Origin of the sequence: Streptomyces sp. NPDC059679 (genome assembly GCF_042734105.1) — a bacterium.
In the GTDB taxonomy this organism is placed as follows: domain Bacteria; phylum Actinomycetota; class Actinomycetes; order Streptomycetales; family Streptomycetaceae; genus Streptomyces.
The window spans coordinates 1-23,025 of sequence record NZ_JBHWES010000093.1 but is presented as its reverse complement, the minus strand read 5'-3'; the positions used below and the strand labels follow the sequence as shown (position 1 = coordinate 23,025).

General features: G+C 69.7%; 7 protein-coding genes. 3 read left to right on the top strand and 4 right to left on the bottom strand.

Annotated features, from left to right (window positions below; all coding sequences use genetic code 11):
* Position 1: 1 nt before the first annotated feature.
* Both ACFV2X_RS50205 and ACFV2X_RS50200 read right to left on the bottom strand, forming a co-directional pair.
* Positions 2-4,804 (bottom strand): amino acid adenylation domain-containing protein, encoded by a 4,803-nt coding sequence (locus ACFV2X_RS50205; RefSeq protein WP_385629786.1) that lies wholly within the window; start codon positions 4,802-4,804, stop codon positions 2-4.
* Positions 4,801-11,082 carry an amino acid adenylation domain-containing protein gene (locus ACFV2X_RS50200; RefSeq protein ID WP_385629784.1) on the bottom strand — a complete coding sequence of 2,094 codons (6,282 nt, stop codon included), beginning with the start codon at positions 11,080-11,082 and terminating at the stop codon, positions 4,801-4,803. Before ACFV2X_RS50200 ends, ACFV2X_RS50205 begins: the two co-directional genes overlap by 4 nt.
* Before the next feature lie 148 nt (positions 11,083-11,230).
* Here ACFV2X_RS50200 and ACFV2X_RS50195 point away from each other — a divergent pair, with 148 nt between their 5' ends.
* Positions 11,231-16,828 carry an amino acid adenylation domain-containing protein gene (locus ACFV2X_RS50195; RefSeq protein ID WP_385629782.1) on the top strand — a complete coding sequence of 1,866 codons (5,598 nt, stop codon included), beginning with the start codon at positions 11,231-11,233 and terminating at the stop codon, positions 16,826-16,828.
* A 53-nt stretch (positions 16,829-16,881) separates the two neighbouring features.
* Here the strand turns inward: ACFV2X_RS50195 and ACFV2X_RS50190 are convergent, their stop codons facing one another.
* The gene (locus tag ACFV2X_RS50190) at positions 16,882-17,856 is read right to left on the bottom strand and encodes an LLM class flavin-dependent oxidoreductase (protein WP_385629779.1); all 975 of its coding nucleotides are present in this window, start codon (positions 17,854-17,856) and stop codon (positions 16,882-16,884) included.
* Positions 17,853-18,059, bottom strand: a complete 207-nt coding sequence (locus tag ACFV2X_RS50185) for an MbtH family protein (protein WP_385629777.1) — start codon at positions 18,057-18,059, stop codon at positions 17,853-17,855. Before ACFV2X_RS50185 ends, ACFV2X_RS50190 begins: the two co-directional genes overlap by 4 nt.
* A 155-nt stretch (positions 18,060-18,214) precedes the next feature.
* Between ACFV2X_RS50185 and ACFV2X_RS50180 the strand changes: the two genes are divergently transcribed.
* Positions 18,215-20,620, top strand: a complete 2,406-nt coding sequence (locus ACFV2X_RS50180) for a lantibiotic dehydratase (RefSeq protein WP_385629774.1) — start codon at positions 18,215-18,217, stop codon at positions 20,618-20,620.
* Positions 20,613-22,916: a lantibiotic dehydratase gene (locus ACFV2X_RS50175; protein WP_385629771.1), complete on the top strand. Its 2,304-nt coding sequence runs from the start codon at positions 20,613-20,615 to the stop codon at positions 22,914-22,916. Before ACFV2X_RS50180 ends, ACFV2X_RS50175 begins: the two co-directional genes overlap by 8 nt.
* Positions 22,917-23,025 lie beyond the last annotated feature (109 nt).

Sequence of the window (23,025 nt, the reverse complement as noted above, 5' to 3'; positions counted from 1 at the left end):
GCTACCGGTCGCTGGGGTCACGAACGGCTGATCGGGCGCCGACGGCGACCTGCGCCAGTTCTGCGCATGTGCCGCATTCGAGGACCTGACGGGGCGTGACATGTACACCGTGCGCGGTCCGCAACCTGCTCGCTATGCGCATCGCCGCCAGCGAATGCCCTCCCACTTCATAGAAGTCGTCGGTAACGCCAATCCGGGATACCTCGAGCACCTCCTCCCACACCGCCACGATCGACCGTTCGACCCGCGTACCCGGCGGCATGTACGACCGCGATCCGCGCGGCGCCGACGACACTGTGACGCCCGGGCCGACCGTCCCAGCGGCCGTCGCCATCCCTGCGACTGGGGCATCGGGCTCGGCGACCATGAGTCCCAGCACTTCGGCGAAGCGCGCACCGAGCTCGGCTGCGTGCTGTTCGCCGAGGTGTACGCGTCGGCTGGTGATCAGCAGGCGGCCGGGCATGACGGTCACCTCGACGGGGAATTCGTTGGGACTGTCATCTTTCGTCACCGCGAGATCCACGACGCCGGTGCTCGCGACGGTGTAGAAGTCGAGATAGCCGAAGGCCACTTCAATCAGCGGCATGCGCCCGCCGTACGTCCGCTGGAGCGCGGGGAGCGGGAACCGACGGTGCGGCCACAGAGCGATCTCCTCTGCGAAGACATCGGCGATCAGTTCACGCCAGGTGCCGGAAGGCCGGGTCACGCTGAAAGGCACAGTGTTGAGGAACATCCCCAGGACGTCGTAGCCGCCGATGGCCTCAGGCCGGCTGCTGCTCACCATGCCGAAGAAGTATCGATCGGAGGCAGCCAGGGGGGCCATGGTGGCCGCAAAAGCGGCAAGGAAAACGGTCTTGGGGGAGACACCGCACGCGGATGCCAGCGACCCGACCGCCGCCTCCAGGTGGTCGATCATGATCACCTGTGCCGTCACCCGGTCCGGTCCCGGCTCGGCCCAGTCGTATGGCAGTCGCAATCGCTCATGATCGCTCAGACGCGCGGCCCAGAAGTCGCGGTCGGCCGACGAGGCCAGAGCCCGGCGTTCCACGGCGATGAAGTCGGCATAGGCGGCCTCCGGCACAACCGCCGACACCGTCCGCCCTTCTCTGATGTCGGCGTAGGCCCGCAGCAGCTCGGCGAGGAACGTGTTGTGGCTCCAGCCGTCGAGGATGACGTGGCACTCGACGATGGCCAGCCACCACTCGTCGGCCGAGACCTCGAACGCGTGCAGCCGCCACAGCGGTGGCGACGTCAGGTCGAACGGGCGCAGTCGCTCCGCGGCCAGGGTCTGCTCGATGACCGCATGCGCATCGACCGCCCCTACCAGAGATGTCACCGCGACCTCGGGGTCGGCCCTCCGGTAAACCACCTGAAGTGGTTCGGAGAAAGTCTCGAGGTCGACAGCGGTGCGCAGCACCGGGTGCCGCAGGGCGACCGCGGCCGCGGCCCGCCGCAGGCTGGCGGCCGCCAGGGCGCCGATGATCCGGTACGCGGTGACGTTCTGGTACGGCATGTTGTGGGGGTCGGCCAGCAGCTCGAACACCATGCCGGCCTGTACCTCGGAGAGCGGGTAGGCATCGTCGACGCCCCCCGGGAGCCGGCCCCGGTCCTCCTCGGCCAGCAGTGACAACGGTGCGGCCCGCAGGTCATCGATCCGCTCCCGTGGACCGCCTGCCGTCTCCGCCAGGGTCTCGATGGTGCGGGTGAAGATGTCCTGGACCGTCACCTCCAGGCCACGGGAGCGCAGTGTCCCCGCCAGCCGGATGGCCCGCATCGAGTCGCCGCCCAGGTCGAAGAAGCCCTCCGTCACGCCGACCCGGTCGACGCCGAGCACCTCGCACCAGGCGGCGGCGATCAGCTCCTCGACCGGGGTGCGTGGCGCGACGAAGGTGCTGGTGACGTCCGGTCGAAGCGGCTCGGGCAGTTGCGCGCGATCGGTCTTGCCGCTGGCGGTGAGCGGGAGTCCGGCGAGCCGAACGAACCGTGCGGGTATCAGGTGCGCGGGCAGGGACCGGGAGAGATAGGCACGCAGCTCGGCATCGCCTGACTGCGCCCGCCCGCCAGGCACGACGTAGCCAACCAGCTGCTCGCGGACGACCGCCACTGCCGCCTGCGCCACGGCCGGGTGGGTCAGGAGCGCGGCCTCGATCTCACCGGGCTCGATGCGCAGCCCGCGCAGCTTCACCTGCCCGTCCAGTCGGCCCAGGTATTCCAGCGAGCCATCGGGCAGCAGTCGGCCGCGATCGCCGGTGCGATACAGTCGTTGCCCGGTCCCGCGGGGGTCGGGAACGAAACGATCCGCGGTGAGTCCCGGGCGCCCCAGGTAGCCACGGGCCAGCCCCGCTCCCCCGAGATGGATCTCGCCAGGCGCTCCCACCGGAACGAGGCTGAGCCCCTCGTCGAGTACGTACGCGCGCACGCCGGCGATGGGGGCGCCTATGGGCACCCGGTGGGCGGCCCGGGACACCTCGTGCGCGGTGACGTCGATCGAAGCCTCGGTGGGGCCGTAGAGGTTGTGCAGCCGGGCATCCGACTGGGCGAAGAAGCGGTGTGCCGTGCCCGGACGCAGCGTCTCCCCGCTGGCGAACACCTCACCCAGACTGGCGGGGCACCGTCCGTTCCGGAGCCCGGCGACGTGGTCCAAGAAGGCGTCCAGCATCGTCGGCACGAAATGGACGTGGGTCACTTGGTGCTCGTCCATGAACTCGGCAAGCTCATGCGGATCACGGTGGGCACCGGGAGGCGCGACAATCACCGTCGCACCCGCCATCAACGGCCAGAAGAACTCCCACACCGAGACGTCGAAGGTGTAGGGCGTCTTCTGCGCCACCCGGTCACCGGGAGCCAGAGAGTACCTGTCCTGCATCCACCGCAGCCGGTTCACGATGCCCTCGTGCGGCACCATGACACCCTTGGGTCGGCCGGTGGAACCGGAGGTGTAGATCACATATGCCAGATTCGCGGGCCCGGCGACGGGCGGTGGCTCAGTGTCGGGCCAAGAGCGATTCTCCGTATCCGCGAGCACCATGGGCACATCGGGCAGGTCAGCGCCTTCGCCGCTCCGCGTCACGACGCAGGGGGCGCCGGATTCGGCAATGAGCGCGGCTCGGCGGCCGGGCGGATCGTCCGGGTCGAGCGGCAGATAGGCCCCGCCCGCCTTCAGGACGGCGAGCAGCGCGATGACCTGTTCGACGCTCCGGTGCAGACAGACCGCCACCGGACGGTCGGCGCCCACGCCCCTGGTTCGCAGTTCGTGAGCCAGCTGGTTCGCCCGTGACTCGAGCTGTGTATACGTCAGGGCCTCGGAGCCGGAGACCACGGCGACAGCCTCGGGCCACCGATCGGCGGCTTCCGAAACCAGCTCGTGCAGGCAGCGCTCGGAGGGGTGACCCTGCGGGCCAGTGGACCAGGCCTCGATGACGGCTGCCTCCGCCGCGTCCATCAGCGTCAGCCGGCCAAGCCGGGCGTCGGGATTCTCCACGACGGCGGCGAGCAGCCGCAGCAACTGGTCGGCCATACGCTTGATACCCGCACCGTCGAACAGCGCGGCGGCGTACTCCAAGCCGCCGAGCAGACTGCCGTCGGGCTGCGCCTGGAAGCCCAGCGTGAGGTCCACCTTGGCAGCAGGTGAGGCGACGGGCAGTTCCTCCCAGCTGTCACGGTCACGAGCCCGCGTACCCGGTCCTCCCTCCAACAGGAGCATCGCCTGGACGAGCGGGGTGCGGGACAGATCCCGCTCGGGCCGCAGTTCCTCTACGAGCTGTTCGAACGGCAGGTCGTCATGGGCGAAGGCCGTCAGGGTCATCTCCCGCACCCGATCCAGCAACTCCGCGAAGGTGGGATCGCCTGCCAGGTCACAGCGGAGCACGAGCGTGTTGATGAAGGGACCGACGACGTCTTCGGTTTGGGACCTGGGCCGGCCGAGTACCGGGGTGCCTACGGCGAGGTCGGTCTGGCCGGTGTGCCGGGACAGCAGCGTCCCGAACGCCGTCAGCAACGTCATGAAAAGCGTCGCTCCCCGGGCACGGCCCCATTGGGCCAACGCCCGGCCGATCGGAGCCGGCACAGTGAAGTTCACCCGATCCGCACGTGGGTCACGTGGAACCGTGCGGGGCCGGTCGGTGGGGAGTTGCAGGGGCTCAAGACCGGCCAGTGCGGCGTGCCAGAAGTCCAGTCGGCGCCGCAACGCGTCACCGGCGAGCCGGTCGCGCTGCCATACCGCGAAGTCCGCGAACTGCAAGGGGAGCTCGGGAAGTTCACGCCCCTCGTACAGCGCCTTCAGTTCTCGGCCCAGGATGCCCATCGACCAGCCGTCGCAGGCGATGTGATGGACCGCGAGGACCAGGACGTCGTCGCCCTGCAGCAGGGTGGCCCGCCAGACCGGTCCGTGCAGCAGGTCGAAGGGCTCAACGATCTCGCGCTGAACACGCTCGGCCAGCGCCTCCGGCTCGGCTCGCGGCTCGACGACAGCCAGCCGTACCGGACCCGGATCGTCGATGACCTGGTACACCTCGCCATCCACCACCTCGTAACGGGTCCGCAGGATCTCATGCCGCTCCGCCAGGGCGTTCAGCCCCGCCCGCAGGGTGCTGACCCGTACGGGTGCAGGCAGCCTCAGCACCAACGGCACCACGTATTCCGCGGTGCCGGGCAGCAGGCGATCCAGCAGCCACATCCGGCGCTGGGTGTGCGACAGCGGCAGCGGTCCCCCGCGGGGCCTCCGTGGGATGGCTGCCGGAGCTGCCTGACCTTGCAGACGGCGCTCCAGCAGTCTGTGCCTCGCCTCACTGTCGAATGCCGTCATCCCCACTCCTTTTCCAGCTGCGCCGCCGCTTCTTCGTCCGACAGCGAGGCGATCTCCGCCGCTATGGCCGCCTCCACCTCCCGCGCCAGTTCGCCGACCGTGACGGCCTCGAACAGCCTCCGCAGTGGCAGGTCGATCCCGAACGTCTCCCGCAACCGGGTGTGCACGCGGGTGGCGCGCAGCGAGTGGCCGCCGTGATCGAAGAAGTTCTGATCGACGCCGACGGTGCCCACGTCGGTCTCCAGAACGTCGGCCCAGATTTCCGCTATCCGACGTTCGGCTGGGGTCTGCGGCTGCCGCATGGGCTCCCGCCGCGTCTGGGGGACCATCCGGTTCAGTGCCTGGCGGTCAACCTTGCCACTGCTGGTCATCGGCAACCGGTCCAGCACGGTCCAGCGAGTCGGGATCATGTAGCCGGGAAGCCGGGCCGCCAGCGACTCCTGAAGCTCGCCCGGCCCCAGGCCCTCACCGGCGGGTACGACGTAGCCGACGAGCTCTCGCTCGCGGCCATCGGCGACCGCGTGGACCACGGCCTGCCCCACACCCGGGCAGCCGAGGAGGGCGGCCTCGACTTCACCCGTCTCAATGCGAAATCCACGCACCTTGACCTGCTGGTCGATGCGTTCAAGGAAGCAGAGCGAGCCGTCCTCGCGGTAGCGGACAAGGTCTCCGGTTCGATAAAGCCGTTCGCCTGTGCCGAACGGGTCCGGCACGAAGCGATCCGCCGTGAGATCCGGGCGACCGACGTACCCCCTGGCCAGCCGCGGCCCGCCGATGTAGAGCTCGCCGGGCACCCCGAAGGGCACCTCGTTCAACTGGGCATCGAGGACGTGGAGGCGGGTCGGCCCGATGGCCCGGCCGATCGGAACCCGTTCGGCGCCCGCATGGGTGGCCGGCGCCGCCAGAGAGACGGTTTCGACGGTGCAGGTCACCGTGGCTTCCGTCGGGCCGTAACCGGATACGAACCGGGCCGGCGACCCCACGGCCTGCCATGCCGCGACATCGTCATAGTGCAGGACATCGGCGCCGACAGCCAGCAGCCGCAGGCCCGCCAGCCGCTCATCACAGTGGGGAACCATCTCGCGGTAATACGCCGGAGTCGTCTCGGCGAAGGTGACACCGTGGCGGGCGAGCAGGCCGGGCATCCGCTCCGGGCTGGTCAGCTCCTGGTCCGCGACGACCAGGGTCGCGCCGGTCAGCAGCGCGATGCCCACCGTCTCCATGGTCTGGTCGAAGCCCACCGACGACATCAGCAGCACCCGGTCCCCGGGTCCGATGCCATAGCTCCGGTTGAGTTCCCGGAGGTGTCCGGTCCAGGATCCGTGCTCGACCATGACGCCCTTGGGTTTCCCCGTCGACCCGGACGTGAAGATCGTGTAGGCGAGGTGCCGGGGGGTGACGCCCGCCTCGGGCGGGTGGGACGGGGCGACGGAGGCGTCCTCGGTATCGACCGTAAGGACCCGGGCAACGTACGGGGCGACAAGTCCGGCGAGGCCGGGGGTGGTGACCGCGTACCGGGCGCCATGGTCCGCGAGGCGCCCGGTAGGCGCGTCGGGATCCAGCGGCGTGTGCACCCCGCCGGCCTTGAGCACTCCGAGCATGGCCACGACGGCGTCGGCGCCACGGCCGAGCACGACCGCGACTGGCGTCTCGGCAGTCACGCCGGCGTGGCGCAGGGCGTGCGCGACACCGTCCGACCGGGCGTCAAGCTCGGCATAGCTGAGCCGGTCACCCGTCATCGTGATGAGGGCGGGAGCGTCTGGTGTACGGGCGGCCTGCCGCCGGAACGCGTCGTGCAGGCACTCCGGGGGCGCCGTGAGAGCGGCGGGAGCAGCGATCAGTTGCCGCTCTGTCTCGGTGAAGAAGTCGACGGCGGACAGGCGCAGGCCCGGATCGGCTGCCATCGCCTCGGCCACGAGCTGGTAGCGGTCGACGAATCGCCGCATCGTAGAGGCGTCGAAGAGGTCCGTCGCGTACTCGACGTAACCGAGTATGGAGCCGTCACTCTGCTCCGCCAGACTCATCGTCACGTCGAACGCGGCCGTGTGCCAGGGGATCTGCACCAGCCGCTCGGCCGTCACCGCCCCGCCGAAGTCGAGCGAGCCGGGGCCCTGTGCCGTGCTCATCTCGAACATCACCTGGAAGAGCGGGTTACGGGAGAGGTCACGCTGCGGGTCCAGCTCCTCGACCAGGCGCTCGAACGGCAGCCCCTGGTGGGCGTAGGCCTCCAGCACCGTGGCCCTGACTCGGTCCAGGAGCTCCGCGAACGACGGGTCGGCGGACAGATCGGTGCGCAGCACGAGTGTGTTGGCGAAGAATCCGATGACGTCCCGGGTCTCCGGTTGCTCCCGCCCCGCCAACGGCGTCCCCACGGCCGCATCGGCCGTTCCCGTGTAGCGGAACAGCAAGGCGAGGAACGGCGTGAGCAGGCTCATGAAGGGTGTGGCTCCCTGGGCACGGCCCAAGGCCCGCAGCGCGTTGGCCGTCCGCTCGGTGATGACAAAGCCGGCGACCGCTCCGCGTCCGCTGAACTCCGACGGGCGGGGACGATCGGTGGGCAGTTCCAGCGGACTGAGACCGGCAAGCCTGCCGCGCCAGTAGGACAGCAGCCGATCCTCGTCGTCGCGCGCGTCGCGAGCCTGCCAGGCGGCGAAATCGCCGTACTGGATCGCCGGCGGCGGCGGAACCGTGCCTGTGCTCAGCGCGCCGAGCTCCCGGGTCAGGATCTCCAGCGACCAGCCGTCACAGGCGATGTGGTGCAGGAGCAGGACAAGCACGTCGTCACCGTCGGCCTGTCCGACCAGCAGCGTGCGCAGGACCTCACCGGCGGCCAAGTCGAACGGGCGGCCGATCTCCCGCTCCAGCACGGCGCTCAGCGGACCCTCCGTCCGGTGCAGCGTCACCGGACGGGCCGGCATGACGATTTGCACGGGTTCCGGCTCCTCCGGGAGGCAGTAGCGAGTCCGTAGCACCTCGTGCCGTCGCACGATCTCACTCAACGCCTGGGCCAGTCGTTCCGGGGCTATGTCGCCGCGCAGCCTCAGGACAAGGGGCACGGTGTACCTGGTTGAGCCGGGGTCCAGGCGGTCCAGGAACCACAGGCGTCGCTGGCTGGGCGACAAGGGCAACGGCCCTTCGCGGCGAGCGGACGGTATGGCACTTCCGCCTCTGCGGGCGGAGCCGACGAGGGCGGCCTGCCGCTCGACTGTGGTCGCGGACAGCAGATCACGGAGCGGGATCTCGGCGTTGAACGCCTCGCGCAATCGCATGCCCAGTCGTGTGAGGAGCAGTGAATGGCCACCGAGGGTGAAGAAGTCGTCGTGGATGCCGACGGTGTCACGGCCGAGCAGTTCCGACCACTGCGCGGCGATGGCGGCCTCGACAGCGTTGCGGGGTGCGGCCGGGACAGCGGGGACGGCCGGGCCGGCGCCCGCCTTCGCTCCGGGCAGCGAGGCCCGGTCCACCTTGCCGCTGGAGTTCAAGGGAAGGCGTTCCAGAGTGACGAATCGGGTCGGCGCCATCGTGGCCGGCAGCCGCTCGCCCAAGAAGGAGCGCAGTTCGTCGTGGGAGGCATCACCGGTGAAGCAGGCGACCAGACTCCCCTCACGAACCACCACCGCGGCCAGAACGACGCCCGGATGCCGGGCGAGGACGGCCTCGACCTCTCCCGGCTCCACGCGCACACCGCTGACCTTGACCTGCTGGTCCAGTCTGCCGAGGAATTCCAGCACGCCGTCGCGGCGCAGCCGCACCCGGTCGCCCGTGCGGTACAGCCGTCGGCCACCCCCTGCCGGATCGGGTACGAAGGCGGCGGCGGTGAGGGCGGAGCGGCCCAGATAGCCGAGCCCCACCGCCGGTCCTCCGACGTACAACTCGCCCGGAACGAGCGGCGGGACCGGTCGGCCTTCACGGTCGAGCACGAGCAGGCGCACCCCGTCGATCGGCCGCCCGATCGGGATCGGGCCCGCTGCCCGGTCGACGTCGACGAGGTGCGCGGTGACATCGATCGCGCACTCGGTCGGCCCATAGGTGTTGACGATGGCGAGGCCCGGCGCGTGCGCGCGCACCCGCCGGCACAGCTCGGCGTGCAGCGGTTCACCGGCCGAGAACAGCAGCCTGAGGCGCGCGCAGTCCCGCCAGCGCGCCGAGGACGCATCGGCCAGCAGGCTCAGCACGGAGGGCACCACCTGGAGCACGCTGACGCCGTGGTCGGCCACGGCACGCAGCATCGTCTCCGGGTCGGCTTCGGCCCCCGGCGGGGCCATGACGACGGCCCCGCCGCTCACCAGCGGCGCGAAAAGCTCCCATACGTGGGCGTCAAAGCTGATGCGAGTCTTGTGCAGCATCCGGTCATCGGGTCCGAAGGCGTGCCGACTTACAGCCCATTGCACGCGGTTCGCAATCCCGCCGTGCGTGACCACCGCACCCTTCGGACGCCCCGTCGAGCCGGAGGTGTAGACGATATACGCCGGGTCCATGGGGTCGGGCTCGCAGATGGCTTTGGTCTCGGCGGGCGCTATGGCCGTGTCCTCGGCGGGGAGCGGCCCACCCAGGACGACAGCGCCGGTCTCCGCCACGATCAGTTGGATTCTGGCCTCGGGATGCTCCGGGTCGAGCGGCACATACACGCCGCCGGCCAGCCACACCCCCAGCACCGCGGCGGGAAGCGCCGGACCGCGGGGCAGGCGCACGCCCACGGGTGTACCGCGCCGTACGCCGCGCGCCCGCAGTCCGGCCGCTATGGCCTGAGCGCGGCTGACCAGCTGTGCGTAGGTGAGGGCGCCCTCGTCGCTGACGACGGCGGTGGCGGCGGGGGTCGCCGCCGCCTGGGCAAGCACCCGTCCGGTCAGCGAGCCCTCGGCCGCTGGGCCGACAGCCTCGATGGCGGGCGCGGCCATGGGTGCTTCGGCAACCGGTCGGTCGGGGTCGGCGAGGAGTGCGTCCGTCAGGCCGAGGTACTGGTCCAGAAGCGCACGCGCGGTGTCCTCGTCGAACAGGTCTGCCGAGTACTCGAACTGGATCCGCATCCCGTCATCCGCGAGCCGCATGACGTGGGCTGTGAGGTCGAACTGTGAGCCCTGGGGAATCGCTGGCAGATCCAGCATGTCGACGGCGGTCTCCTGGACCGGCATGTTGAAGCAAACCGACACCAGACCGCCGGCGCTGCCCGCGAGTTCCCGCACCAACCACTCATAGGGCAGGTCCTGATGGTCGAATCCCTCGGTGGCCACCTCGGTCACGCGACGCAGCAGTTCGCGGAAGGACGGGTGGCCCTCCAGCCGGGTCCGCAGGACGATGAGATTGTTGAACGTGCCGAGCAGGTGCTGCACCTCGGGGCGGGTGCGTCCGGACACGGAGGAACCAACCACCACGTCATGGTCGCCGGTCCAGCGGTGCAGCAGCGCCGTGAACGCGGCCAGGAGCGTGAGGTAGGGGGTGACTCCCGCCTCCTTGCTGACAGCGCTTATCCGTTGGAGCGTGCGAGGCGGCACCGGGGCGCTGAGGGTGGCGCCGCGAAAGGTGGGACGAGCGGTCCGCGGCCGGTCGGCGGGTAGCTCCGGCGGCCCTGGCAGCTCGGACAGTTGCCGCCGCCAGTACTCCTGCTCCGCCGCGAACGCTCCGCCCTCGACCTGTCGGCGCTGCCAGTCGGCGAAGTCGGCGAAGCGAACAGGCAGGTCTGGCGCGGCTCCTTCCCCGACGATCTCGAAGCCGAGGAGTTGGAAGGAGGGACCATCGAGGATCACATGATGAGCGGCGGCGACGACCAGCGTCCGATTTTGTGGCAGGCGCACAAGTTCGACCCGCCACAGCGGGGCACGCGCCAGGTCATAGCCGCGTCTGCCGATGGCGACCGCCGCCTGCCGGGCCATCTCGTCCAAGCCACCGCCCGGCACTTCGGCGGCGGAGAGGTCCAGCACCGGCACGTGGACCGGCACGGTGTCCGCGATGCGCGCTCGAGGCCCGTCGGTGTCGACATGGATGGACATGCGAAGCGCGTCGTGCCGACTCACGATCGCGGCCAGTCTCTGTTCCACCTCAGCGGCTTCGAGAGTGCCCCGGAGCATGGCCGCCGTTACCAGATTGAATGCTCCCAATTCAGGAGCGAGCTGCTCCGCAAACCATACCCTTTCTTGGGCATAGGAAAGGCGGAAGGGGCCGTCAGAGTCCAGTCTCGGAATCTTCGGCTCATCCTGGAGCTGCCCGCGACGCAGCCGATCCAACAAGGTCCGCTTGGCGGGGGAAAGAGTGTTCGGGTCGAGTGCGTCATGTCTTTCCATGGATGCATTCCATGGTCCTGGATTCGAGTCGGACACGACTGGCATGATTCTTGCGTTCTCTTGGTCCGGGCAAGCACCATTATGGTTTGTGGCGAAAAGTTGCCAGAGCCTCTTAAAGTCGGCCCGCCTCGCCGTAATCTCGGCTGTCGTGGGCAAAGACACTCTCCGACTGACGACCGAATACCCGCGTCCGCCCGACGGCGCGGAAACCGATGCGGACCGGGGCGAGGTGTGTTTCCGGATCGACGCGGATCTCACCGCGGCGGTGACCCAGCTGGCCCGAGAGGCCGCTCAGCCGCCGCACAGTGCCCTGCTCGCGGCTTATGCGGTGCTGCTCTCGCGCCATGCCGGGCAGACCGGGTTCATCCTCGGCGTACACCTGGCCGGAAAGCCGGAAGGCATGGTGCCGTTGAGGGTCGACGTGTCCGGAGCCCCTTCCTTCACAGAACTGCTGCGGCGCATCGATGGCGCCCTGCACGAGGCATCCGCCCGGACGCACCCTCCCGAACCGTGCCCGGTGGCCTTCGCCTTCTCCGACGGACGGCCTGCCCACTGTTCGGTGCCGGTCGCGGCCGACGACGTGCCCGGGCCGCAGCCCGAACTGTCGGTGGAACTGCGACCGGTGACCAGTGGTGGATTGCGCGGAATCGCCGCCTACGACGCGCGGCTGTTCGGCCGGGGCACGGTTCGTCGGTTGCTCTCCCGCTATGTCGCCCTGCTGCGCGCCGCCGTCGCCGACCCACATACGTCGGTGGCGGAACTGCCACTGCCCATCGACTCCGACGAGCGGCGGTCGGGCACGGCCGACGACACCGCCCGGGAGTGTCCCACCGGCACACTCGTCGAGTTGGTCCAGGCCCAACCCGCGACGTCCTGCGCCGTCCGCTACCACGCGGCACACCTCACCTACGGCGAACTGCTGGCACGGGCACGATCGGTCGCCGCGCGACTGCAGCGACGCGGCATCGGTCCCGGTTCGCTGGTCGCCGTGTGTGTGGAGCGCAACCAGGACATGCCCGCCGCGCTTTTGGGGGTACTGCTCTCCGGCGCGGCGTATCTGCCTCTCGACCCCGAGCAACCCGCCGCCCGCAAGGCATACCTTCTTGAGGACAGCGGCGCGAGCGTCGTGCTGGCCGAACCGCACCTCCAGCCGACCGGGCGAAAAGCTCTCGACCTGCGCGAGGCGCTGGCAACCGAGTCGTCCGACTTCCAACCGCCGTGCATCGCGGCGGAGAGCACCGCCTATGTGCTGTACACCTCCGGTTCCACCGGTCGCCCCAAGGGGGTGATGGTCCCCCACCGTGCGCTCATCAACTTCCTGAAGTGGGCACGTTCGCTGCTGACCGCCGGGGAGAATCACGTCTGGCTCGCGCTCACCTCCCTGTCGTTCGACATCTCGGCCCTTGAGCTGTATCTCCCACTGATCAGCGGCGGCAGCTGCGTCATTGCCGATGCCGACGCCGCCCGGGACGGCGACGCCGCCGCGCGGCTGATCCGCGATCACGGCGTCACCCATGTCCAGGCCACGCCGTCGGGCTGGCGTGTGCTGCTGACCGGCGACGTCCCGCCCGTGGTGGCGTTGGTCGGCGGCGAGCCGCTGCCACCGGCTCTCGCCCGGCGGCTGAGGCGCCGGACCACCCGGCTGTTCAATGTGTACGGGCCCACCGAGACCACGATCTGGTCCACCGTCTGGGAGGTGCCCGAGGATCCCGGCCCGATCCGTATCGGACGCCCGGTCGACAACACCACCGTGGACGTGCTCGACACCGGCGGCCGGCCGGTGCCGGCCGGGGTACGGGGTGACCTGTGCATCGGCGGACAGGGGGTGGCCACCGGCTATCTGGGCAGGCCCGCACTGACCGCCGAGCGCTTTGTGCCGGACCCTGGCGGTCCGCCGGGCGCCCGTCGGTACCGGACGGGCGATGTGGTCGCGTGGCGGCCGGACGGCAATCTGGAGTTCGCAGGACGCTCCGATGACCAGGTGAAATTGCGCGGCCACCGCATCGAGCTGGGTGAGATCGAGGCGGTCGCCGAGGAATTCCCGGATGTTCAACAGGCCGTGGCCACGGTCCGGAGCGAACGCCTGGTGGCGTTTGTCGTCGGGCGGACCGACGGCCTCCGGGAGCATCTGGTCCAGCGGCTCCCCGGCATCATGGTGCCGGCAGACATCATCGAGGTCGCGCGGCTGCCACTCACCTTCACCGGCAAGGTCGACCGGCAGGCGCTGCCCGAGGTGCCGGCGCGACGCGCGCGGCAGGCCACCCCTCCACGCACCGCGCTGGAGGCCCTGGTCGCCGAGGTCTGCACCGAGGCGCTTGGTGGAAAGACCGTCGGCATCCACGACGACTTCTTCCAAGGCGGCGGCACGTCGCTCTCAGCCGCGGTTGCCGCGGCTGCGCTGCGCGACAGGCTGGGTCTCCAGGTGCCGGGCCACATCCTGTTCGCCCACCGCACCCCGGCGCTGCTGGCCGACTGGCTCGGCTGCGAGGCACGCCCTGCGCGCACAGCGCCCCAGGACACTCGGCGTGCCTCGACCAGCCACTCTCTCAGCCCCTTGCAGTTCCGGATGTGGCTGTCCCATGCCCTCAGACCCGATAACCCGGTCCATACCGTCCCCCTGGTTCTGGACATGCACGGTCGGCTGGACCGTGCGGCGCTGCGAGGCGCCTTGGGCGACGTCGTACAGCGGCACACCGCGCTACGATCACTGATCAGCGAGACGGCCGAAGGGCCCGTGGCCACCGTACTGTCCGGCGCGGACGCCCTGGCGCTGCCGGAACGCGTCGTGTCCGCGGACGCGTTTGACCAGCACACCGACGCGGTCCTGCGCACGCCGTTCGATCTGTCCGCCGATCTGCCGTTCCGTGTTCTGCTACTGACCACTGGGCAGCACCATCGGCTGGTGCTGGCGATCCATCACATCGCCGTGGACGGTCGCTCCGTAGCGATCATCCTCAGCGAACTGGCCGACCGCTACGTTGCACATGCCGGGCGCGCGGCCGCCGACTCGACGCCGCCACCCGCGCCCGACTACGGAACGGCGGCTGAGGTACAGGCGCGAGCGCTGGACGACGACCTGATACGGCGGCAGACGGCATTCTGGGCCGACTACCTCAAGGGGGCAGCGCCCGGCCCACTTCCCATCGACAGCCGGCGCACCCCGGCCGGCGTGGGCGGGCGGTGCGCCCGGTCGCTGGGTCCCGAAATCCGTGAGGGGGTTGCGGCTCTCGCACGGCAGTGTGGCACGACGTCGTTCGTGGTGCTGCTCGCCGCCTTCGGTGCACTGCTGCGTCGCTGGTCAGGACGGGAAGATGTGTGTGTGGGTGTTCCCGTCTCCCGTCGGGACGGCCCGGATTTCGACCGAATCGTAGGCTTCTTCATCAACACCGTGGCGGTCCGGGTCGATCTGCGCGGCGGACCGGACTTCAGCACGCTGGTCACCCGCCTCGGCACCCAGTGGGCACGGATCCAGGCCAACGCCGACATACCCTTCGACCAGATGCTCACCGAGACCGGTCTGGAACGGCCCTTCTCGGTCTGGTTCAACCACCTCGGCCTCCCGGACACCGCGCCCGCCCTGCCCGGGCTGCGCACCCGGATAGCCGTACCACCTTCTTCACCGGCCATCTACGACCTCAATGTCTATCTCACCGACGACGGCGAGCAGTTGGAGGTCGCCGTGGTCCACGACGCGAGGACCTTTCAGGCCGATTTGGCCGCCGCGCTGCTGGAACAGTACGTGCTGCTTTTGAAGGCGCTCGTCGCGGCCCCGGACACCTGCCCGGACGATATCGCCCTCTCTCCCGGTGAACCGCCAGTGCCACGGACCGCGACGCCGCGGGCCGGTGCGGCCGTGGCCAGGCTGGCCCGCAGAGTCGCCGAGATGGGCGGCGCGCTCGCCGACTCCGACGGAGTGCTCCCCGCGGGGGCCGTGCACGAGCGGGCGAAACACATCGCCGCCGCGATCACCTCCGCCGGCGTCGCGCCGGGCGGCACCGTGGCCGTGGCCGCAGCGCGGTCCCGGCAGTTGCCATCGATGCTGCTCGGCGTCTGGCTCGCCGGGTGCAGCTACGCCCTGCTCGACCCCGCCCTGCCCGCCCGGAGTCTGACTGCCTGCCTGGACGCGGTCGCCCCGAACGCTCTGCTCTCGGCCGCCGAGGACGGCGGCGCCATCCAATCCGCCCTCGCCGGCCGCCGTATCGTCGGCGAGGACATCGTCCTCATTCGCGCCGACGACGCCGACTACCGTCTCCACCTGGCGCGGGCGGGCGCGGGGAGTGCGGCTCACCCCGCCGGCCATGTCATCTTCACCTCCGGCACCACCACCGGCCCCAAGGCCGTCGTATCCGGCGCGGACCCCCTCGTCCACTTCCTCGAGTGGTATGGCGACACCTTCCGGCTCTCGGCCCAGGATCGCTTCTCCTTCCTGTCCGGCCTGGGACACGACCCGCTGCACCGCGACGTCTTCGCGCCGCTGTGGTGCGGGGGCACGCTGCACGTGCCTTCACTGAGCCTGTCGGCCTCTTCCGCCGGGCAGTTGGCGGAGTGGCTGGCCGAGCAACGAATCACCGTCGCCCACCTGACTCCGCATCTCTCGCGCCTGCTCGTCAGCGGCGCCGAGGCGATCGGCCTGCGGCTGCCCCGGCTCAGGCTGGTCTGCCTGGGTGGGGACGTCATCACCGCGAGCGACGTGTTCGGCCTGCGACGGGTGGCCCCGCGCGCCGCGGTGGTCGTCGGTTACGGCACGACGGAGACGCCCCAGCTCGCCTCGTACCACGTGGTCGACCGACGATACGCCGAACGTTGGGCAGCCAGACGCGGATCCGGAGCGCCACTGCCGCTGGGGCCTGGCGCCCCCGGAGCCCGGCTCGCAGTGACCACGGTGGGCGGCCTGCCCGCGGCGGTGGGGGAGGTCGGTGAAATCGTGGTTCGGAGCAGGCATCTGGCGACCGGATACCTTGATCCCCGGCTCACTGGTGAACGCTTCGCACCCGATCCGCTGCCGGGGGTGCGACGGTTCGCCACTCGTGACGCCGGCCGACGGCTCCCCGACGGTTCGGTGGAGTTCCTGGGACGACTGGACGACGAGGTCACGATACGCGGACACCGGGTCTCTCCGGCCGAGGTGGACGCGATGCTCGTGAGGCACCCCCTGGTCCGGGCGTCGGTGACGTGCGGACGACGCGTCAGCCAGTCGGTCGGCCCGGGCGACCTGGAGTTGGTCAGCTATATCGTGACACGCGACGGCTCCCCCATCGCCGTCAGCCAGGTGCGCGCGTTCCTCTCGCCCGCCCTTCCCTCTCCCTCGCTTCCCACCATGGTGGTCCACATGGACAAGCTGCCCCTGACCGGTAACGGCAAGGTCGACCGCTCCTCACTGCCCGATCCGACCCCACGGCCGGCCGGGGCCGGTCGGACCGCGCGGACGCCGATCACCGACGACGTCGAACAGCTCGTCTCGAAGATCTGGGCCTCGGTCCTCCAGTTGGACCGAGTGGGAGCGAACGACAACTTCTTCGACCTCGGCGGCACCTCGGCGCGGATGACAGCCGTGTACGCCGCGCTGCGGGAGCAACTGGGGTGGGACATATCGCTACTGGCGCTGTACGAGCATCCGACCGTAGGCGCCTTGGCGGAGCACCTGCGGGGCGTGCGACCCGATCCTGGCCCCGGCTCGCGGCGGCGGACCAGGTACGCCTCGGACGCGGAACGGCAGCGACGCCTGGCGGCCCGGCGAGGGCGCTGACGACGCCACCGGCGCCAACCTTCCGCTGGCGCCGGTGGCGTCGTCGGCCCTCCCTAACCGAGCGCGGCCTGCACGGTCGCGAGGTACCTGTCCCGCTGGAGGAAAGCGGTGGACGTCGGGGATACGAGGATCTGGGTAACACCTTCGGCGGCGAACCGGTCCATACGGGCGCGGAGTTCCGCGGCCGTTCCGATGACACCCAGGCCCTCGACCATCTCCCGGTCCGGGCGGCCGGATTTCAGCTGCGCGCCATAGCCGCTTGCCTCGAAGAGCCGGCGGTAGGTGGGGACCCGCACGTAATTCGACAGGTAGTCGGCGAAACCGTCCCGGTCCGTCTCCGGGTCCGGCGTGACGGCGGCACACAGCAGCAGGGCCACGTCGAACCCCTCGCCTCCAGGATGCCGGCCGTCGGTGCGGCGCTCAAAGCCGCGGGACAGTGCCGGCATCGCCACGTCCCGGACATACTCGGGGGTGCACATCCACAGCAGCACGCCGTCAGCGAGCTCACCCGCCAGCTCCAGCATCTTGGGGCCGAAAGCACCCATGTACACGGGCAATTCGGGCCGGTCGTTCGAAGGCGACGGGAAAAAGGCGTGACCGCTGAACCACGTGCCGTCGACATCCACCTCGCCGTCCCTGGTGACAGCCAGCACGATCTTCATGTACTCGCGCATGGCCGGCAGGGCCGACGGCATGGTCCCCGCCCCGACCATCCACTCCCCCACACCCCGGCGCCCCAGGCCAAGGCCGAGGGCGAACCGGCCCTCGGACAGCTCGGCGAGCGTGAGCGCGGTGGAGGCCATGACCACGGGCGGTCTGGAGTACAGCGGAAGGATGGCGCTACCGAGTTCGATCTTCCGGGTGCGGGCCGCAAGGGCGCCCAGCACAGTCCCCGCCTCCCAGCGACCCGGCATCTGGATCAGCCACTGCGAGGAGACACCCAACTCCTCCGTCAGCACGGCGCGCTCCAGGACCTCCGGCACGCTGGTGCCGTGCGGCTCCAGGACAGCTCCGATCCGGTAGGTCATTCCACCGACTCCCGCTCGCGCAGGCTGCGGGGACGCATGTCCGTCCACACCTCGTCGATATGGGACAGACACTCCGACTTGGAACCCTGCACACCGTCCGCACGCCAGCCGATCGGCGGTTCCGCGTCGGCGGGCCATATCGAGTATTGATCCTCGTCGTTCACTACAACCTGGTAGTTGCGGCTGTCGTCATCCTCGAACATACCCACCTCGTGCCTTTGTCGATTCACGTAACTGTCCACCCATGGTGACGAGACGGCCGACCGGCCCGCCATCCCGACACGATTATTGGCGAATTGTCGCCATCTCTCTTCGGATGGCATTCCGGAACCCGTCGGATTTGGCCCACACTCGTACCATGAGCAGCCCATCCGATGTGCGGATACCTCTGGGTCACGACTCCTGGCTGATATGGCGGGATTTCTGTGTACGCAGCGCCGGTTTCCCTTTCTCACAATTACTGGAAACCTCCGACAGTGAATGCGCCGCCCTTGCTGATCAATTCATGAAGGATCAGGATTCCGAATCCGTCTTTCGGACCCACTGGGACGCCGCACTGAACCGCATTGTCGGAGACATGTTGGAGATCGTCGAATCCGGCGGTGTACGTCAGGCCCTCATCTGGCAGTCTCCCGGCGTACTCGACCGGGCCGTCCGTTGGCTACGCCAGCACACACCAGGCATGACCGGAGGCGGGGACACAAAGACCTCCGCACGTAACAAGTACCGTCGGAAGCACGAGATTTCCCTTATCAAGTACCTCCAGCGCTATCACGCGAAAAACGAGACCATCGGCTTCTTCGGCCCGCAAGCCTGGGGCAGCTACTCCCCCTCAGCGGAGCGGATCACCGCGCGGACGGGACCGGAGTTGATCCGCGACCGCTCCATTGCCTTCGAGGACTGGGCCGTCACGGCGCTGGCCGAGGCCTTTGCCGCCGACGTCGACATCCGTGCCCACCTGCCGCCGGCCCTCGCCGCCGGCGTACGACTGCAAGGAAGAGCGGTGCTGCGCCCCGGCACCGCTACGGAACTGCTCGATCCCGGCCTGGCCCTCGTCGCCGCCTGCTGCGACGGCATACGCACACCCCGCGCCATCACCGCCGAACTCGGATGGCGCCACGGCCCCGCCCAACGCCGCAGCGGGACGTCAGTCCTCGCGGACCTGGCTCGGCTGGCCGAACGGAACGTCATCACGTGGGGGTTCGACATCCCGCTCAGCCCGTCCGGCGCGGCGTCGCTGCGCGAACAGTTGGCCGGGCTACCGGCGTCCGGGGCCGGACAACGCGCGCTCTCCTTGCTCGACCGGCTCGACGGCGTCGTGGCGGACCTCCTCACCAGGGATGGCGACGCCGACGAACTGCGGTCCGCCTTCGATCGTCTCGACGCCATCTTCCACGAGGCCACGGACCGGGCGGCGTACCGCGAGTCCGGCCAAGCCGCAAGGGGACGCCGACTGGTATTCGAAGACTGCCAACGCGACCTCGACGTCGTCCTCGGACCCGCGTTCATCCGGGACATCGGCCCACCGCTGGGGCTGCTGCTCGACAGCGCGCGCTGGCTGGTGGCCCAACTGGGAGAAGCCTACTCCGCGGTGCTGAATCGTGTCGTGGCGGAACTGGCCGGCAGCAGCGGGCGGATCGTTCCACTGTCGCTGATACTGGCCCGCCTGATTCCAGAACTGGAGCGCGCAGACGCCGAAGCCCCTGTCGTCGCGGAATTCCAGAATCGCTGGCGCCAAGTCCTCCGCTACGAAGAAACGGCCGCGCGGGAGACCTACGCCGTGGAGGATATCCGCGGGGCCGTGTCCCATCTCTTCCAGGCGCCGCGCCCCTCATGGCATTCAGCCGGCTACCACAGCCCCGACGTGATGATCGCAGCCGACGACCCGGCGGCCGTTCAAGCCGGTGACTATCTGATGGTCATGGGAGAACTGCACGTTTCACAGACGACGTTCACCTCGCTGTCCGCCACCCAATGGCACCCGGACCGGAGCGATCTCATCGCCGCGGCCGATGAACACCGACATCCCCACCCGTGCTTCATCCCGCTGTACCCAAGAGGGCTGCCCGACATCACCTCCCGGTATTACCCCACCCCGGAGCTGTTCTCCGAAAGGTACTTCTACCTGTCCTTCGGCCCCCGCTGCGGCGCAAGGCGATCACCACAGCACCGGACACATGACGTCGACGGGCTCGTCGTCGTCCCCTCGGCCGGAGGGCCCACGGTCCGGAGCGCTGAGGATGCGAGGGGCGGGGCGGACAGTCCGGGCGGCACACCGCTGATCGAGGTCGTGGCCGAGTTCCTGGCCCAGCGGGCCGTCAACACCTTCCGCCTCATGCCGGGCGCCGAGCACACTCCGCGCGTCACCATCGGCCGCCTGGTGGCGGCCCGCGAGACCTGGCGCCCCCGGCTGGAGGGCATCCCGATCGGCAAAGGCTCGGACGATGCCGCCACGTTCGCGTCGATGCGGCGCTGGGCCCAGCGTCTCGGCATGCCACGCCATGTCTTCTGGCGCGCGCCCTGGGAAACCAAGCCCATTTACCTGGATTTCGACAACCCACTGCTCGTGGGACTGTGCGCGACCATGCTGCGGCGAGCCGCCCCAGATGATGCCGAGCAGCGGATCACCGTGTCGGAGATGCTGCCGACACCGGACCAACTGTGGCTGCGCGACGCTCAAGGCCGCCGGTACACCAGCGAGGTGCGCATGGTCACCGTCGACGAGCCCCGTCATGGCGAGGAAAAGGCGGCGCCGCATGAATGAGATCAGGTGGCGGCCATGGGACGACATCGCGGTGCGCAGCGCCGGCTTCCCGGTCCAGGCACTACTGCGGCTCGCTGATGCTCCAACAGCCGCGCTGGCGATGGATCCGGACACCCGACCCGAACAACTGCGCGCGTCCTGGCTGCGGGGCATGCACCGGACTGTTGCGGAGCTGCTGGACATCGTGGATGCCGACCCCTTCCGGGCCGCCTTGCTGTGGCAGAATCCCGCGGCGCTCGAGGTCGAGCGGGAATGGCTGCGACGTCACCCCGACACCACCGCCCGCAACCGGGACCGGCGTCGCAAGGAACAGACCCTCACCCTGTACGCACAGCGTTACCACGCCCGCAACGAGACGATCGGGTTCTTCGGTCCGAGCGTGTGGACCCGCTTCGACGACGCGGTGCCCAATGTCTCGGTCCGTCCCGGACCGCAGCTGGTCGCACATCGAGCCGTGTTGTTCGAGGACTGGGCAATCGACGTGGTGGGGGCCGCACTTGCCGAGAACCCAGGGCTGCGCCGCTGGCTGCCCCCGGCACGCCCACCGGGTACAGCGGTCAACGGCACTCTGGCCGTCTACCCCGACGGTACGGCCTTCCGTCTGTCCCCGGGGGACGCTGCCGTGCTCGCCGCTGTCGATGGCTGCCGTACCGCTCGCGACATCGCTGTCGAGCTCAGGTGGCGGGGCACGACAGAGCCGGTCGGCGAGGACGATGTGCTCCGGGCGCTGGAACGGCTGCTGGACCGGGACTTGATCGTATGGCGGCCGGAGGTCCCCGTCGACCAGTGGCCCGAGCGTGCGCTCCGCGACCAACTGGCCCGGCTGCCGGACTCCGACGCCACGGCACAGGCACGGGAATCGCTCAGCCAACTGGTCACGGCGCGGGACGACGTCGCGGCGGCCGCCGACCAGCCGGGCCCTCTGGCCACAGCCCTCGTCCGGCTGGACCAGCTGGTGGCCGGGCTCACCGGAGCCCCGGCCCTACGCACCAGGGACGAGCGGCGGTTCGGGCGGCGGGCCGTCTTCGAGGACTGCGCCAGGGACGTCGACATCCTGCTGGGCGTCGGCGTGCGCGACGCCCTGCTGCCGCCGCTGTCCCTGGTCCTCACCAGCGCGGGGTGGCTGACCTGGCGTTTCGGAGAGAGACTGGCAGCCCTGATCGACGAGCTCTTCAGCGATTTCGGCAACCCGGACCCGGAAGCGGAAGTGCCACTGGGGATCCTGGTGAACCAGCTCCAGCGGCGCGTCGCCGACCCCACCTGGGCCGCGCCGCTCGTCGAGGAGCTGCAGAAGTCCTGGGCCGGCATCCTGGCCTGGCCACCGGACGCTCGCCGGGTGCACCGCGAGACGACGGAGCTCGCCGGCCCGGTCGCCTCGGCATTCCGGACGCCACCACCACTGTGGTACGGGGCGGGCCAGCACAGTCCCGACATCATGATCGCGGCCGCCGGCCCGGAGGCACTTCGCCAAGGCCGGTTCGAATGCGTATTGGGCGAACTCCACCTGGCCATGGCGACCACGGACATCCACGCCCTGACGCTGACCCACCCCGACGCCGGCAGGCTGCTGCGCGAGGCCGAAGCAGGGCTTGCCCGACGCCCCCGGGTCGTGCCCGCCTACCCCCGCTCGGAAAAGGTCAGCGGGCGTGACTACCCGCCGCCCGAGCTGTTCTCCGACCGCTATTGGTATCTGTCCTTCGCGCCGGGCACCGGCGGGAGCGGCGAGCGGGCAATACCCCGGGGCAGGCGCCTGGTTCTGGACAGACTGACCGCCCGGCGGGTCGACGGTGAAGTCAGCGTAGGGCTCCCTTCAGGCGAGCGGCTGCGAGTACTGGACATCGTCGCCGAGCTGACGCAGGAGTCCCTGGTCAACCTCTTCCGGCCGCTGCCGCGGACCGCGCATACGCCGAGGGTGACCATCGGCCGGCTGGTGATCGCACGGGAGCAGTGGCGAGTGGCCGCGCACCGGATACCCGCCCCGTCCCCGCGCGACGAGGCCGCCGCGTTCGGCGCCATGCGGCGCTGGGCGGCGGGTCTCGGACTGCCGCGCTTTGTCTTCTGGCGTACGGCCGCCGCCGCCAAACCGGTCTACCTCGATCTGAACAGCCCGCTGTTCGTCAACAACTTCCTCGCCGCCGTGCGGCGGGCGCGGAGTCTCGCGGACAGCACGGTCGAGATCACCGAGATGCACCCTGACCCGTTCCACGTGTGGCTGCCGGACGCCCAGGGTCGCCTCTACACCAGCGAGCTGCGCCTGGTGGTGGCCGATCGGGGCGGTGCTCCAACCGGAGCGTGAGACCGCACAGCGGCCGGTGGGGGCCGCGGCCGCGAGCCCACCGCCCCCCCCCCGCGCCGGTATAACATGGTATAAAAAAAACAAAAACCCACACCCGCTAAAAGGTGTT